This window comes from Ruminococcus sp. J1101004sp1_RTP21198st1_B9_RTP21198_201120, assembly GCF_040924245.1.
Classification (GTDB): Bacteria; Bacillota; Clostridia; order Lachnospirales; family Lachnospiraceae; genus Blautia_A; species Blautia_A faecis.
This window is the reverse complement of sequence record NZ_JBCOMI010000019.1, coordinates 15,739-32,081: the sequence shown is the minus strand read 5'-3', so window position 1 is coordinate 32,081 and position 16,343 is coordinate 15,739. Positions and strand designations below refer to the sequence as shown.

The following is a 16,343-nucleotide window of genomic DNA, read 5'->3' as shown; positions in this document are numbered from 1 at the left end:
TCATAAAAACAGCCTGTCACCAGAGCTGTATTGGTGCCGGTGACAGGCTATTTACATTATTCCACGTTCTTTGCTGCCGCTTCTGACAGTTTTGTGCAGAACTCTTCTGCTGTGATGTTTCCATATGCCAGTTCCGGAAGCTCTGTTGAGAAGGTATCAATTGTATTCTGATACCAGTATGCCTGATTCTGTCCGTAAGTCACCTCTGCCTTGCCCTGGATTTCAAGTGCCTGTGCCATCAGAGGATCGCTCTCGGAAAGTGTATCCGGAACCTCAAGATTATCAGATACAGGCTGTAATCCGGTCATTTCCAGAGCCTTGATCTGGTTTTCCGGAGTTGTCTCGAATTTCAGGAATGCAACTGCTGCCTCTATTTTCTCAGGATCGGTAGCGCCTACCATATCGCCAGGTGTTGGAACCATTTCCATTCCGTTCCCTGGAAGAAGCATGATACCAACCTTGTCATAGAAGCCTTCCGGAGCCTTCTCTGTCTCAGAGAAATCCGGGATCATCCATGGTCCGTTCGGGAACATTGCAACTTCGCCGTTAAAGAAATGAGTTGCCATTGGATCATATTTTCCGCCAACAGCATCTGGTGTTGTATAGTTCTGGAACATTTTCTGGATGTTCTCTGCTGCTTCAATTACTTCTGGTGTATTGTAATCTGTTGGATACATAGTGTTCATCCACTCATTTCCAGCATCACCGTTTGTTCCAATAAGAGCACTCATCCACAGGTTTGTCAGCCATCCGGAATCTGCACTATCCATTCCGATCGGGGTGATTCCTGCTTCCTTCAGCTTGTCGCATGCTTCAAAGAACTCATCCCAGGTTGCATATGCTACTTCCGGAGCCTCGATTCCAGCCTGCTCAAACAGGTCTTTGTTATAGTAAATGTAAGAAACCTCTTTAGAAACCGGAATACCATAAATCTTGCCATCTACTGTATTGAAATCCAGAGATGTTTCATCAAACAGAGATTTCCACTCCGGATCTGCATCCAGGTAAGGTGTCAAGTCTGCTACTTTTCCGGATTTTGCAGCCAGCTCGATAATGTTGTTTCCACCATTGAAAACGATATCCGGCAGATCTCCGCTGGAGATAAGAAGTTTGATTTTCTGATTAAATGCATCTGTTGTAGGAATTTCCTCAAAGCTGAACTCTACGTTCTTTCCTTCCTCTGTCTGCTGAAAAGCTTCGAACAGATAGGAATAGTACTCAGCTGCGTAGTCGGTTCCTACGTGATAGTTGATCACGCTTAAAGTTACTTTTTCATCATCGGCAGCCATTACAGGTACAGCCATTCCCGCACACATAGTTCCGATCAGTGCTGCTGCCATAATTTTAGAAATCATTTTTCTTTTCATGATGTTCCTCCCTTGTTTTGGTTTGTGAGTGTATTATAGCCTGTAAAGCCCCTTTTTTTAATAAAAGACCTTGTGCTGTTCCTTGGATATTTCCGCACCATTTTCCTGATTTTTTCCCATTTTTCTCCTTTTCTTTCTCCTGTTTAAAAATTTTGTCCTCTTCTTTAAAATACATGACATTCCTGCAAATTTAATTGATGTACTTTTTGAAATGTGGGATAATATAAAAGTAATTATTTTTCCAAATTAAGGAGGTTTTCCATTTTGGCTGATCACACTCCTAAGAAATATCCCTCTCTCAGATTTTTCATTACCGTCACCATTATGATCATCGTGGGATTCGTTTTACTATTATCTGTGGGATTTTATTATATCAAAACTTCTTCTATATTAAGAAAGACCTCCCGCGACTCCATTGTGCGGGAGTTAAATCAGGTCAATGATACCATACAGGACCAGGTGGAGACAATTGATTCCGTCATTCCTCTTTTTATGTCTAATGAGGTGATCCAGAATGCACTGGAAAATCCGGACGCGGGAACCAATCATCCATTTTCCGTAGAGCGGCAGATGTCTTATATTTATAACAGTTCTGCTCTTTCCGAAAAGAATTTCACAGATTCCATTTACATTTATAACAATCATAACATTATTTACCATGCCTATACTTCCGGGATTCTGGAAAACGTGGAAGATACCTCAGACTTTCTGCAAAGTACCATCGACGCCTCTGATCCGCACCTGATGTGTTATACTTCCCCGCTACACGAACAGAACATGTACTTTGCCCGCAATCTGTATAGCAGCAATTCAGGAAACAGGATTGGTATGATTGTTATCAACATCAATGCCAGGAAATGGATTGAATACTGCTCGAAGACCATTGATTCATCCTGGTTTATTATGCTTTTTAACAGAGAATTTTCCCTTAGTACAGATTCTGATTTTTCAGGAGAGGATCTTCAGACTTTATATTCCAGTCTGAATACAAAAAAAGGCTCTGTGCTGTTTAAGGAACAAAGCTTTGCCGGCAAAGATTATTTCATGGCATCCCAGTCCCTGGAACGACTGGGACTTACCTCCGCAGTGGCCGCTCCCAAAGAACTGCTTCTTGAAAACCTGAACAGTACCCTGAAATCCTATCTTCTGGTTACCCTGGCAGTGGCTCTCATTGCCCTGTTTGCGGCATTTATTATTTCCCGGGCAGTTACCCGTCCCATTGATACCATGATTCTTCTCATCAATGAGATTTCAAAAGGAAACCGCAGCTCCCTTCCGCCAGAAAGCTTTTATCAGGAATTCCAGGTGTGGGCCCAGTCCTTTAATCAGATGCTTCTGCAGCTTGACACCTATTATCAGGATATTTATCAGCAAAAACTTCTTATAAAAAATGCCGAGATCCGTGCTCTTCAGTCCCAGATGGATCCACACTTTCTTTTCAATGTGCTCAACACTATTGCATGGAAAGCCCAGATGATTGACAACGAAGAGATTTATGAGATGGTAATTTCCCTGGGAAGCCTGATGAAAATGAACACCCTCTCCCGAAATCACAATTTCACTTCCATTTCAAAAGAAATGGAATATGTGCGACTTTATGTATATCTTCAGCAGATGCGTTTCGAGGACAAAATTTCCTGCGATATCCAGATACCGGAACAGGCTCTTTCCTGCGAAATCCCCTGTCTTTCCATTCAGCCACTTGTGGAAAATGCAATTGTCCACGGTCTGGAACCCAAGAAAGGAAAAGGTCATCTGATCATCCAGATCATAGAGGGAGATGACCAAATGCTGGAAATCTGCATTATTGACGACGGAATCGGTTTTGAAGTGATACCAGATATTCAGTCCATCCGGCATTCTGAGAAAGACAGCCACACTCACATCGGCATGAAAAACCTGGACAAGCGGCTGAAACTGCTTTATGGATCAGACTCGGGGATAAAGATCACAAGCCTTCCAAACAAGTGCACCACAGTTTCTTTCCACATTCCAAGAAAGGAGTTTTCCCATGATATTTAAGCTTCTTGTAGTTGACGACGAAGTCACTATGCGAAAAGGTATCTCCAATTATATGAACTGGGCATCCATCGACTGTCAGGTTGTGGGAAGCGCTTCTGACGGAATGGAGGCCATAGATTTTCTGAAAAATCATCCTGTGGATATCGTAATCACAGATATCAAAATGCCCGCTGCAGACGGACTGGAAGTAGCTCGCTTTGTTCACGAAAATCATCCTATGACAAAGGTGATCATCCTGACCGGATACGCTGATTTTGAGTACGCACAGACTGCCATCAAATATCACGTCACCTCCTTCATTTTAAAGCCAACCAATAAAAAAGAACTTTTCGCTGCTGTCCAGGAGGCTCAAAAGCAACTGATTGTTTCCCAACAGCAGGAGAATATTGCAAAAGAAGGTGTCTTTTTCCTGAAGGATCAGCTGATGCAGGAGCTGACTGACCATCCCTGCACAGAAGAATTAAAAGAAAAGCTTCTTTCCCTTGGACTTCACATGGATTGCTATTATGTAGCAGCTTTTAAACCCTCTTCCGATGAACCGGATCTGTCAGCTCTGAAAAAAATTGTAATTGCGGAGAAAAAGAACACCTATTGTTACCGTTATAACAATTTAATCCTGAATGTTTATTTCCAGACGGAGCCCAGCCCTTCCATTCCAGAATATATTCTGGAAAACTGTCGTGAGATCTCCGGTATTGTAAAGGCATTCAGTTCTTCTGAAATTCTTACCGGGATCAGTGCTCTTCATCAATCCCCGGAAGCGTTTCAGATGGCAGTTTCCGAGGCCATCCAGGCACTTACCCATAACTTTTATAGCGAACAACGAATTTCTGTTTTTGAAAGCATCAATTCCGAGGAATCTGCGGAACTTTCTGTAGAAAATTCACTGAATCTTTATCAGATTGAAAGCAGTCTGAACAACTGGGCTTTCCAGGAAGCCAGTTCTGTTTCCAATCATATTTTTTCCAAGTTCAAAAGCAGTTTTACCAATTCACAGGATGCAAAGAATATCTGTTCCCAGATTTACTACATCTGCTGCCGTGTACTGGTAAAAAAAGAGCTGGAGCCTGTTCCCCTTAGATATCTGGAAGACCTTTTGAAATCCCGGGATATTTTTGCCCTGGAGAGTACTGTTTCTCAGATCATGGAATATACCAGGGAAAACAGTATGAACACCCATGCAGTTCCCAATTACATTATAGAAAACACCATACAGTATATTGTCCAGAATCTGGCTGGAAATCTCTCCCTGGATACCATTGCTCAGGAACTGCATATTTCCCCCTCCCACCTAAGCCGCACCTTCAAAAAGGCAACCTCCTGTTCTCTTACTGAGTACATCAATAAGGAGCGCATTCATAAGGCAAAGGAGCTTCTGCATAATACGGATCTGCTTACTTACGAAATTGCAGAAGCTGTGGGATATAAGGATGCCACCTATTTTTCTTCGATTTTCCGGAAATATGAAGGCCTGAGCCCTTCTGAATATAAAACAAAGTTTTTTGTACAATAGAGATACAATAGAGATTCACTGCAATTTTCCTAAAAGTTTGTTGCACAATCCCCTCACATCCTTTATAATTAGTTAATTGATTAATCTTTTATCAAATTAAAGAGGGAAAGAGGTAAAGAAACAAATGAAAAATCTATGGAACAAATGGACCGGGATTGCACTGGTGAAACGAATCGTCGTTGGTCTGATTCTTGGTGCCATCCTTGGAGTTGCAGCCCCAGATGCAACCAGCATTGCCATCCTTGGCGATGTATTTGTAGGTGCCCTGAAAGCCATCGCACCCCTTCTGGTATTCTTTCTGGTTCTCAGTTCACTGTGCAACGCAGGAAAATCCCATGGCGGCGTTATCAAAACAGTAGTTGCCCTTTACATGTTCAGCACTGTACTGGCAGCTGTGATTGCCGTTTTCGCCAGCATGATTTTCCCTGTACACCTGACACTTACCAATGCAGCCGCAGACGCCAGTGCCCCACAGGGTATTGTGGAGATCCTCAGCAACCTTCTTTTGAATATTGTTGCCAACCCGGTATCTTCCCTGGTGAATGCAAACTATGTAGGTATCCTTACCTGGGCCATCCTTCTTGGACTTGCCCTTCGTACAGCAAATGACACCACAAAAAAAGTCCTTGCTGACATTGCAGATGGAACATCCCTGGTGGTCAGCTGGATCATCAACCTGGCCCCCTTCGGAATCTTCGGTCTGGTATTTAACACCGTATCCACCAACGGATTAGACATTTTCACTACCTATGGAAGACTACTGCTGCTGTTGGTAGGCAGCATGCTTTTCATCTACTTTGTAACAAACCCGCTTCTGGTTTACTGGTGTATCCGCAAGAATCCATATCCGCTGATTCTGCACTGCCTGAAGAAAAGTGCCATCACCGCATTCTTCACCAGAAGTTCCGCTGCCAATATTCCAGTAAATATGAAAGCCTGTGAGGAGATGGGGCTCGACCGTGACACCTATTCCGTAACCATTCCTCTTGGTGCAACCATCAACATGGACGGAGCTGCTATCACCATCACCGTTATGACAATGGCAACTGCTTTTACCCTTGGAATCCACGTTGATATCCCAACCGCCATCATCCTCAGCCTTCTTGCAGCCCTTTCTGCATGTGGTGCTTCCGGTGTTGCCGGCGGATCCCTCCTTCTGATTCCTATGGCCTGCTCCCTTTTCGGAATTTCTGACGACATTTCCATGCAGGTTGTAGCCGTAGGCTTTATTATCGGAGTTATCCAGGACTCAGTTGAGACAGCCCTTAACTCCTCTTCTGACCTGCTTCTCTCTGCTTCTGCAGAGTTCAGACAGTGGCGTCTGGAAGGAAAAGAGATTAAATTCTAACACCCAATAATGCTCTAGAAAATATGAGAAAATACTTTGCTTTTTCTCCTTTTCCAGAGCATATTTGAAAAAGGCTTTCTGCAAGATGTGCGTCACAATTTGTGGGAGAATTGGCCGGGATCAGGGCACCATAGCGGGCTACGTCAACTGAATCCTGGCAAAATATACCGCAAAGTTTCACTTTGGCTCTTACTTCTCCATTTCTCTCAGCTTCTTCAATATCCTTTTCTCCATCCTGGAAATCTGAACCTGGGACATTCCCATTTTTTTTGCAACCTCTGTCTGTGTCATATCCTGAAAATACCGAAATACAATCAGTCTTTTCTCCTCTCCTTCCAATTTTTCCAGAATCTCCTCCAGAAAAATCCGGTTCAAAAGCTTTTCATGGCGATCCTCTTTTTCCGGAAGCCTGTCCACAAGCTGCAAATCCGTTCCATCTCCCTGATACACAGTCTTGTAAATAGAATCCACCTCTGCAGCCGATTCCAGCGTCATCGCCAATTCTTCCATCGGCATATCCATAGCATCTGAAAGTTCTCTTAGATCCGGCTCACGGCCTAACTTTTTCTCCAGTTCCTCCCTCATTTTACAGATCTTATATTGATTCTCTTTTATAGAGCGGCTCACCTTCAGAATTCCATCATCCCTAAGAAACCGCTTAATCTCTCCAATGATCATTGGTACTGCATAAGTAGAAAACTTCACATCAAATTCAGGATTGAAATGATCTACAGCCTTCAAAAGCCCGATGCTTCCAATTTGAAAAAGGTCCTCCATTTCCACCCCTCTCCCCAGAAAACGCCTGGCAACACTATACACCAGTCCCATATTTTCCGAAAACAAAGTATCTCTTGCCTCTTTATCTCCCTGGTGAATGCGCCCAATGAGAGCAAGAGTGTGATCCATGCTTCCTCCTGATCAATTACCGATTTTTTTGCTCATATGCACACAGGTTCCTTTTCCAACCTGTGAGGTGACTTTAACCTCATCCATAAATGCTTCCATAAAAGTAAACCCCATTCCTGACCTGTCCTGATCAGCGCGGGTCGTATATAAGGGCTCCATTGCTTTTTCCACATCTGCAATCCCTATGCCATCATCCTCAATATCCAGATAAATTGTTCTCTCTTTTCTGACACACTTCATCCGTATCTTATGTACCTCGCCTTGATAGCCATGAATGATACAGTTGGTTACAGCCTCTGACACAGCCGTTTTCAAATCTGCTACTTCCTCCAGTGTGGGGTTCAGCTGGGTGCAAAATGCCGCAGCAGCTACCCTTGCCAACCCTTCATTCTCCGGACGGCTGTCAAAAATAATGGTCATTTCGTTGGAATTTCCCATCAGACTCCCCTCCCTTCCAGCTGCATCTCATTTTCTGTTCTTTCCAGTTCCAGAAATTTACTCACGCCTGAAAGCCGCAGCAATTTTTCAATATATCCGCTTACATGGCAAGCCTTCATGCAGCCAGAACGCATCCCCAGAGCCCGGTATCTCCCCATGATCAAACCTACGCCCGAACTGTCCATAAAAACAGTATTTCCAAAGTCAAAACAAATGGTTCTGATATATATTTTTCCCATAATCCTGTCTGATTCTCTCCGGATCAGCTCAGAAGCCGGATGATCCAGTTCCTCAGGCAGTTTAATATTCAGACAGGTTCCCGTAGTTTCAAAAACAGGTTTCATAAATAAAATCCCCCTTTTTTACTCTATTTTGACCCTCTGCACAGGAAAAAGAAAAAGAGATGTGCAGGTCTATCCCGCACATCCCCGGTTCAGAGGTTTCTCATTATTGTAATTCAGAAATTTTTATTCATAATACTGAAAATCACCATTTTCATCATAATATCCGTTTTCGTCGCTGTAATCAGAATATCCGGATTCATCATACCCACTGTCACCAGATGCATTATTGTAAGAACTGTCATAACCAGAGGAATCCGTTTCAGAGCCTTCTGTTGTATTGTCAGTTCCATCATTGCTTTCGGAATCAGAGGAATCTTCGCTGCCCTCAGACTTACTGTCTTCCGTGATTCCAGACACACCAGTAGCTGAACAGATAGTATTATAAATTCCCATTACATCATCTCCCAGCTGATCTTCATAAACCTTCTGGATTTCCAACGCAGCTGCATCATACTCATTCTGTGTATAAGCTGCATACGCATTCAGAAGTGCCTGATAACTGGTGCTCTTCTTCTGCTCGGCATCAAGCTGCTGGGTGATTTCCTCTGCCACATCTCCGGATTCCTTCGCCTCACCCTGGGCTTTGGAAAGCTCCGCACCCTGGCTGACCAGAGACTCGCTGTACTTTACAATCTGTTGATTGGCTTCTCTGTAAATCCCCTGCTTGATAGCCGGAACTGCCAGAAACCAAAATGCAGCCGCACCTGCTGCCACACCCGCCATAAGTGTCACAAACAGTGAAATTCTAGAATTTTCCCTGTAAACTGCCGGCTGTACCACAGTACTTCTGGAAATCTCATCCGAACCTTCTGTCTTGCCCTTGGCACCAAAAAGTCCTTTTTTCTGTTTCTCAAGTCTGGTCGTTACACCGGTTCTCTCATCTACTTCACGAAGAAAACGTAATGTAGTTGTATTGGTCTTGTCAATACGAGCCGCCTTTTTTAAGGTTCTTCTTGCCTTGCCCCAGTCATGATTCTTCATATAGATCAGCGCCAGCAGATGATAACCTTTGATCAGCTTGGTATTCTGGTTCAGAATTTTGCGAAGCTGAATGGCAGCCATATCCTCATGGCCTTCCCTGCAAAGAGCCAGGGCATTATTATATTTTCTTATTGTCTCATTAATAGCATCCAGTTTATTCGAATTCGCCTGAAGACGATTAATATATTCATTCGCAATATTCCGGGTAGGCTGCAGATTCTTACTGATCACCCACTCGCTAAGAGCAGCAACCACCTCTCCCATTTCAAAATACACAAGACCCAGAAGATTTCTCGCCTGGATATTTCTCTTGTTAAAGGTAAGGCTCTGCTTCAGACAGTTAACGGCTCCTGAAAGGTCCCGGATACTGGCCTTCTCCAAGCCCTGATTGTAATAAAGTTTGGATAGATACTCCACCTTTTTCTGGATCAGGACGTTGCACCCGCAATGAGGACAGTAATCCAGATCCTTATCAGCCAGGAACGCGCCGCAATTCATACAGTTCATTAAGTATCTCCTATTCTATTTCATCCTGCGTCCGCTTTTGGACTCCCTGAGCATTTCCTGAAGAATGTCCAGAATATCCGTCAGCTCTCTATCGTAAATAGCCTCTTCTGCGTCTGTCACATCCAGACAGGGCTCAAATTTCTTCAGTTCCTCTTCGTAATCGATCATAAAATTCCTCCACAGACTCCTGAAAAATCAACCAGAAATCCCATGTTTTCTTTTTTCTGCAGACAATTTACTTTTTCAACAAGAGTGTCTTAATCTCTCCCACCAGGTAAAGAGAACCCACGCAGAACAGCATTCCGTCCTCTCCTTTGGCCTCGTGCGCCATATGAAAAGCTTCTTCAATATTATCAGAGTTTCCAACATCCTTACAGCCTTCTTTGCAAAAGATCTCTGCCAGCTCCGCAGACGGCACCTCACGGTATCCCCCAACCTCTGTGGTCACAACTTTACGGAATTTTATCCTGCTGCAAATTGTATGGATCATATCCTGGTAATCCTTATCATTCACAGCAGAAAATAAAAGTGTCAGCGGATACTCCTTCTGAAACCGCTCTGCAGTCTCCACAAACCTGCGCACGCCATCCTCATTATGTGCACCATCCACGATCACGCCCGGCAAAATGGTCTCCATTCTGCCCTGCCATCTGGTATTTGCAATTCCTGCCTGCAGCTGTTCCATGGTCACCGGAATCCTGTCTTTCAGCACTTCCATAGTTGTAAGCGCCAGAGATGCGTTCATCACCTGATACCATGCAATAAAAGGAATATGGAACCTGGTATCCCCATAATAATCGTCCTCCAGGGAAAAATCAATGCCGTCTTTATTATTTCCCAGTACCTTTGCTCCAGCCTGAATTACTTTATAAGCCGGACTTCCAAGCTCCTTTGCCTTCGCAGCGATCACTTCTGCCGCATCCTTGTCATTTCCATCATAGATTACAGGAACTCCCGGAACAATGATTCCAGCCTTCTCCCCTGCAATCTCTCTTACCGTATTTCCCAAAAACTGCATATGATCCAGACTGATAGATGTGATCACGCAAGCCACAGGATTCTCTACCGCTGTAGTCGCATCCAGCCTTCCGCCAAGCCCGGTTTCCAAAGTCACATAGTCCACCCCTGCCTCTGCAAAGATCACCATTCCCATAAGAAACAGCATCTCAAAATAAGTAGGATGGTAACTACCTTCAGCCACAAGCTCGTCCGCCAGCACTTTCACTCTCTCAAAAGCTTTCAAAAAGGTGTCATCATCAATATTCACCTCATTGATCTGAAACCGCTCGTTGATCTTCACCAGATGGGGAGACGTAAACAGACCGCAGGAATACCCTGCCTCCCTGAGAATAGATGTGAGAAACGCACAGGTACTCCCCTTTCCATTCGTTCCCGCAACATGTATCACCTTAAACTTCTCCTGTGGATTCCCCAGTCTCCTCAAACATTCCTTCGTATGCTCCAGACTGTTCTTTTTGGTAAACTTCGGAGTCTCCTCAATATAAGCAACCGCTTCCTCGTAATTCATAATCTAAACCACCATTTATCTATCGTATTTCGTCCGTAACTTCTCATGCTCATAGTAAGCCTGGCAGAATACTGCCTTCTGAATCGTTACATTACTCTACCATTATATAATAGTCACACCAGAAGTCCACCCCTAATCGTAACTTTTTATCCGACAAACCTCGCACAGAAGAAATCAGAGAGGTTCCGAAAAAATCTCATACGGCAGAATTTTGGGTTAAAAAAGGAGAGGACACAGTCTGAGCTCCAGCGGAGCAAATTTGTCCTCTCCTTTCTTCGGTTTCAGCAAAATTCTGATGTTTTTAATTTTTTTGGGCCGCACACCGCGCTCAGAGCAGACCTGATGAGACCAGGTGCCCAGCCGGGAAACGTTCCTATCGGGAATTCACCTTCCACTGACTATCATACAATGCATAAACCGCTCTGTCAAAGCTCTTACTAAGAGCCTTCCTCGTCGAACTGTTACTTCTCTGTACAACTGCCAGTCTGTCAAAATCCGACAGCTCCGTACCCGAGATCACCAGCATGTTCGGACTTACATATGCCGTATCATACCACTCTCCATTCAGCTTCACCTGACTGGACGGGGTGAAATTCGTGCCTTGGATATAATAAGTCCAATCTGTATCCGACACTAACCGAATGGAATCTAAGGTCACATCATAAAGTCCCATCCGCATCTTTGTTCTCTCAAAAGGATTTTCTCCTCCATAAGCATATCGCTGACCGTACAGCACATCATACTGCAGTGTCTCCAGATCGACCTGATAATTCTTGGTATTTCTTCTTGCCTGATGATATTTCATGATCGTACCCTCATGAATACCAACTCTGTCCAGAACCTCTGCTGCGATCTGATAAGAAGCCAGATTCTCATCCTTCTTGGTAAGTCCCATATTATCCCAGATTACATACTCCGTCTGGAAAAGATACTTATTTTTCAGATCTTCCACAGTCAGTCCCATAGTCGGCAGATGATCCCCATACATAACCAGGATCACATCCTCCGGATAGTCTGCCAAAGCATCTGTTAACTCTTTCACAAACTGATCCATCTCATGAATCTGATTCACATAGTACTCCCATTTACAATTCAGCTCATCCGTAGGAGAACCGGAAACTGTAATAGAAGGATTGTCCAGAATGGGCTCGCTTGGATAATCACCATGTCCCTGCACGGAAATGGTATACACATAATCCGGACTGTCAGTAGAATCCAGACACTTAATGATTTCATCCGTCAACACACTGTCTTTTACCCATCCAAGAGGATTCTGCAGGTTCTCATCTGCCATATACTCTTCAGAAGTAAAGGTGTCAAATCCCAGATTGGGGAAAACAGACCTTCTTCCATAGAAGTTGGCTTCATTATTATGTACCGCATGTGTAAAATACCCCAGATTTTTCAGAACATAGGGCACACTTTCGCAAGTAGTCTCCTTAAGAATACTCTTATAAGGATATTCACCTGGTCCAAAATAGTGAAGACTCATACCTGTAATGGTCTCAAATTCCGTATTTGCCGTACCAGCTCCAACAGAAGGAACCTTGTAATATCCGGAAGAATACTCTTTCATCAGCTTCCTGAAGTTCGGGATTGGATCTTCAGAAATATCCAGGTAATTTACCAGTGTCGGGTCAAAGAAAGACTCAAGCTGAAGGAACAGAATATTCGGTCTCTTTCCATCCTCCTTGGTCTTTGGAAGATTGGACTCTGTCTTCTCGATCCGGTTAATCTCATCCTCAGAATAATCCCTCGGCTCACTGATGCCTGTATTAAAAATAGTAGTCGCCAGACAATAAGGATAACCATAATCCTCATAAGCAAACGCAATATTGCCAAAATAATTAGACAAAACCCTTTTTTCAAGAGCCAGCTGTGTCACGCCTCCAAAAGCCACAAAACCAGCAATTACCAGCGGAATCACATACCGGTACTTAATCTTCTGCTCATACTTCGGTCCCTTGACCAGTAGGATCAAAAGCCCCAGCACCACAATTCCGATCAAAATACATCCGATCACCACACCATAAAACGGCAGATATTTCTGCATGATCGCAATACCATCCGTCAGCATATGCAGATCCGGTCCGGTAAATGGTGTAACACGGTTCATCAGAAGAATACAGTTTACGATTCCCAGAAACAGCCAGAAAACGGAAACCACAACTCTCCAAAAGCACCGCCTGTGAAACAGATAAACGATCAGCATTGTAGTAAAAATAAACATCGTATTATAAGCAAATACCAACGGTTTTCCCGTCATATAATCCCAGGCCTCCACTACAGAATGGCGGCACAGTGCCTCTATAAGGAAATAGAGCACTGCGCACCAGAGTGCCTGGAGAATCAGGGAAATCTTATTGCAAAATTTGCTCAGCTTCATGCAAAATCTCCTTTTTATCTCTTAAGCTGCTCAAGCTGTGTTTCAACCTTATCTTTCATCTCTTTGTACTTCGCAAGCTTCTCCTTCTCTGCATCAACCTTGGCAGCAGGAGCCTTATTTACGAAATTTGGATTATTCAGCATTCCCTCACAGCGGGCGATTTCCTTAGTCAGTCTCTCCTGCTCCTTTGTCAGTCTCTCAAGTTCTTTTTCCTTGTCAACAAGGTCTTCCAGAGGCATATAAACAACTGCATTGGAAACAACAACAGAAACTGCATCCTCACCGATACCAGTCTTATCCTGCTGAACATGGATTTCTTTTGCAAAAGCAAGATTTGCAAAGGATTTCTTGCTGTTCTCATACATCTGACAGATAGCAGCATCTTTTCCAACAATGATCAGATGTGTTTTTCTGTTCTGCGGAACATTCATGCTGGTTCTTGTGTTACGGATGCCACGGACAACTTCCTGGAAACTTCCGATTGCAAGCTCAGCCTCAGGAGAATTCCACTCGTCCTTATATACCGGCCAGTCAGAGATCATTATGGACTCTTCCTCCGGAAGCAGTGTGCAATAAATTTCCTCTGTGATAAATGGCATAAACGGATGAAGCAGCTTCAGTCCCTGGGTCAGCGCTGTGCGAAGTGTCCAGAGAGCCTCGTTTGCCGCCTTTGGATCCTCTTCTGCCTTCCACAGACGAACCTTGGCGATCTCAATGTACCAGTCGCAAAGCTCATCCCACAGGAAATCATAGATCTTCTGAACCGCAATACCCAGCTCATATTTTTCCATATTGTCGGTTACTTCTTTGATCACATTGTTCAGTCTGGAAAGGATCCATTTGTCCTCAGCGCAAAGAGAACCAATCTCCGGCTCCGTTACATCCTTTCCTTCCAGATTCATAAGAACGAAACGAGAAGCATTCCAGATCTTATTTGCAAAGTTACGGCTGGATTCTACACGCTCCCAGTAGAAACGCATATCGTTTCCAGGTGCATTACCAGTCATCAGAGTAAGACGAAGAGCATCTGCGCCGTACTTGTCGATTACTTCCAGCGGGTCAATACCATTTCCAAGGGATTTACTCATCTTGCGGCCCTGGGAATCTCTTACCAGACCATGGATCAGTACATGATGGAACGGTGTCTTGCCAGTCTGCTCAAGAGCAGAGAATACCATACGGATAACCCAGAAGAAAATAATGTCATATCCGGTTACCAGCACATCTGTTGGATAGAAGTACTCCAGTTCCGGTGTCTTATCCGGCCAGCCAAGTGTGGAGAATGGCCACAGAGCAGAGCTGAACCAGGTATCCAGTGTATCCTCGTCCTGATGAAGATGCGTACATCCGCATTTCGGACATTTTTCCGGCATTTCTCTTGCAACTACAGTCTCACCGCACTCATCGCAGTAGTAAGCCGGGATTCTGTGTCCCCACCACAGCTGACGGGAAATACACCAGTCACGGATGTTCTCCAGCCAGTGAAGGTAAGTCTTGTCAAAACGCTCCGGGACGAATTTCAGATCTCCATCCTCAAGAGTCTTGATAGCAGCTTTTGCCATTTCATCCATCTTTACAAACCACTGAGGCTTGATCATCGGCTCTACGGTTGCATGGCAGCGGTCATGAGTTCCAACGCTGTGATTGTGCGGAACAACCTTTACCAGAAGACCAAGCTTGTCCAGATCCTCTACCATGGCTTTTCTTGCTTCGTAACGATCCATGCCGGCGTATTTACCACCCAGCTCATTGATGGTAGCATCATCATTCATGATGTTTATTTCCGGAAGGTTGTGTCTCTTTCCAACCTCGAAGTCGTTAGGGTCATGTGCCGGTGTGATCTTTACGCATCCGGTACCAAATTCTTTATCAACATACTCATCGGCAATAACCGGGATCTCTCTGTCTGTGAGAGGAAGCTTCAGCATTTTGCCAACAATGTCTTTGTAACGGTCATCATCCGGGTTTACTGCAACTGCAGTATCTCCAAGAAGTGTTTCCGGACGTGTTGTTGCAATTTCCACGAATTTTCCTTCTTCTCCAACAACCGGGTAATTGATGTGCCAGAAAAATCCGTCCTGATCCTCATGCTCAACCTCTGCATCGGAAATGGAAGTCTGGCATACCGGACACCAGTTGATGATACGGGAACCTTTGTAGATGTAGCCTTTTTCATATAACTTGATGAAGACTTCCTGTACAGCCTTGGAGCATCCCTCATCCATGGTGAAACGCTCTCGCTCCCAGTCTGCAGAAGCACCAAGCTTCTTCAGCTGGTTGATAATTTTTCCGCCGTACTCTTCTTTCCACTCCCAGGCATATTCCAGGAATTTCTCACGACCGATTTCTGCCTTGTCGATGCCTTCTTTTTTCAGTTTCTCAGTAACCTTAACCTCTGTAGCAATAGCTGCATGGTCAGTTCCCGGCTGCCACAGTGCTTCGTAGCCCTGCATTCTCTTGAAACGGATGAGAATGTCCTGCATGGTCTCATCAAGTGCATGTCCCATATGCAGCTGTCCGGTTACGTTTGGCGGCGGCATAACAATGGTAAATGGTTTCTTATCCGGGTTTACTTTTGCATGAAAATATCCGTTGTCCATCCATTTCTGGTAAAGACGTTCCTCGATTCCTTTTGGATCGTAGGTCTTTGCAAGTTCTTTGCTCATAATTTTCCTCCTAAAAAAAGAGCCCCTCACACAATTGTGTGAAGGGCGAAATTAACGCGGTACCACCTTCATTATGTGCAAAATGCAAAGTACTGTTTCCCTGAATTCATTTACAGTCTTCGCTCTGTTGTACACATATCTCTTTCCTGTAACGCTGGAATTGCGTGAAAACTTACTGCAGATATCACTGCCTGTTCAGTTTCCCGGCTCAGAAGCTACCTTCAGTGAATGCGGATCTCGAAATGTCTTCCACCACAGTTATCCCTGGACATTTCTCTCTGGGAGGGCATTTACTTACTCCTCTTCTTCAACGCTTTTCGCTGCAGCGGTCTGATCT

General features: G+C 44.3%; 13 protein-coding genes and 1 pseudogene. 3 read left to right on the top strand and 11 right to left on the bottom strand.

From position 1 onward, the window contains the following. Positions 1-56: 56 nt before the first annotated feature. Entirely contained in the window at positions 57-1,367 is a 1,311-nt protein-coding gene (locus AB5618_RS13630) for an ABC transporter substrate-binding protein (RefSeq protein ID WP_173716398.1), read from the bottom strand. Then, on the bottom strand, positions 1,345-1,542 hold the full coding sequence (locus AB5618_RS13625) for a hypothetical protein (RefSeq protein ID WP_173716397.1): 198 nt from the start codon (positions 1,540-1,542) through the stop codon (positions 1,345-1,347). Before AB5618_RS13625 ends, AB5618_RS13630 begins: the two co-directional genes overlap by 23 nt. An 89-nt stretch (positions 1,543-1,631) precedes the next feature. Between AB5618_RS13625 and AB5618_RS13620 the strand changes: the two genes are divergently transcribed. From AB5618_RS13620 to sstT, 3 genes are all read left to right on the top strand, one after another. Then, positions 1,632-3,389: a sensor histidine kinase gene (locus AB5618_RS13620; RefSeq protein ID WP_226840987.1), complete on the top strand. Its 1,758-nt coding sequence runs from the start codon at positions 1,632-1,634 to the stop codon at positions 3,387-3,389. Further along, the gene (locus AB5618_RS13615) at positions 3,379-4,902 is read left to right on the top strand and encodes a response regulator (RefSeq protein WP_195477045.1); all 1,524 of its coding nucleotides are present in this window, start codon (positions 3,379-3,381) and stop codon (positions 4,900-4,902) included. The genes AB5618_RS13620 and AB5618_RS13615 overlap by 11 nt, the downstream gene beginning before the upstream one ends. Positions 4,903-5,026: 124 nt before the next feature. Continuing rightward, positions 5,027-6,250, top strand: coding sequence for a serine/threonine transporter SstT (gene sstT, locus AB5618_RS13610; RefSeq protein WP_226815473.1), 1,224 nt, complete (start codon positions 5,027-5,029; stop codon positions 6,248-6,250). A 112-nt stretch (positions 6,251-6,362) separates the two neighbouring features. On the opposite strand, the pseudogene AB5618_RS13605 reads toward sstT, so the two are convergent. The 9 genes and pseudogenes from AB5618_RS13605 to AB5618_RS13565 form a co-directional block, all read right to left on the bottom strand. After that, positions 6,363-6,431 (bottom strand): annotated as a pseudogene (locus tag AB5618_RS13605) (DUF6783 domain-containing protein); the annotation flags it as partial. A gap of 8 nt (positions 6,432-6,439) precedes the next feature. Next, positions 6,440-7,156: a SigF/SigG family RNA polymerase sporulation sigma factor gene (locus tag AB5618_RS13600; RefSeq protein ID WP_173716394.1), complete on the bottom strand. Its 717-nt coding sequence runs from the start codon at positions 7,154-7,156 to the stop codon at positions 6,440-6,442. 12 nt (positions 7,157-7,168) lie between these two features. Then, a complete protein-coding gene (spoIIAB, locus tag AB5618_RS13595) occupies positions 7,169-7,594 on the bottom strand; it encodes an anti-sigma F factor (protein ID WP_118583239.1) in 426 nt (141 codons plus the stop codon). Next, positions 7,594-7,938, bottom strand: coding sequence for an STAS domain-containing protein (locus AB5618_RS13590; RefSeq protein ID WP_148461256.1), 345 nt, complete (start codon positions 7,936-7,938; stop codon positions 7,594-7,596). Before AB5618_RS13590 ends, spoIIAB begins: the two co-directional genes overlap by 1 nt. A gap of 123 nt (positions 7,939-8,061) precedes the next feature. Next, the gene (locus AB5618_RS13585) at positions 8,062-9,426 is read right to left on the bottom strand and encodes a lipopolysaccharide assembly protein LapB (protein WP_173769593.1); all 1,365 of its coding nucleotides are present in this window, start codon (positions 9,424-9,426) and stop codon (positions 8,062-8,064) included. Positions 9,427-9,441: 15 nt separating this feature from the next. Next, a complete protein-coding gene (locus tag AB5618_RS13580; protein WP_021925740.1) occupies positions 9,442-9,594 on the bottom strand; it encodes a hypothetical protein in 153 nt (50 codons plus the stop codon). Positions 9,595-9,661: 67 nt separating this feature from the next. After that, positions 9,662-10,954, bottom strand: coding sequence for a folylpolyglutamate synthase/dihydrofolate synthase family protein (locus AB5618_RS13575; protein WP_173735234.1), 1,293 nt, complete (start codon positions 10,952-10,954; stop codon positions 9,662-9,664). Positions 10,955-11,327: 373 nt separating this feature from the next. After that, positions 11,328-13,340: an LTA synthase family protein gene (locus tag AB5618_RS13570; RefSeq protein WP_118583245.1), complete on the bottom strand. Its 2,013-nt coding sequence runs from the start codon at positions 13,338-13,340 to the stop codon at positions 11,328-11,330. 14 nt (positions 13,341-13,354) lie between these two features. Then, positions 13,355-16,006: a valine--tRNA ligase gene (locus AB5618_RS13565; RefSeq protein WP_118583247.1), complete on the bottom strand. Its 2,652-nt coding sequence runs from the start codon at positions 16,004-16,006 to the stop codon at positions 13,355-13,357. Between the last annotated feature and the right edge of the window lie 337 nt (positions 16,007-16,343).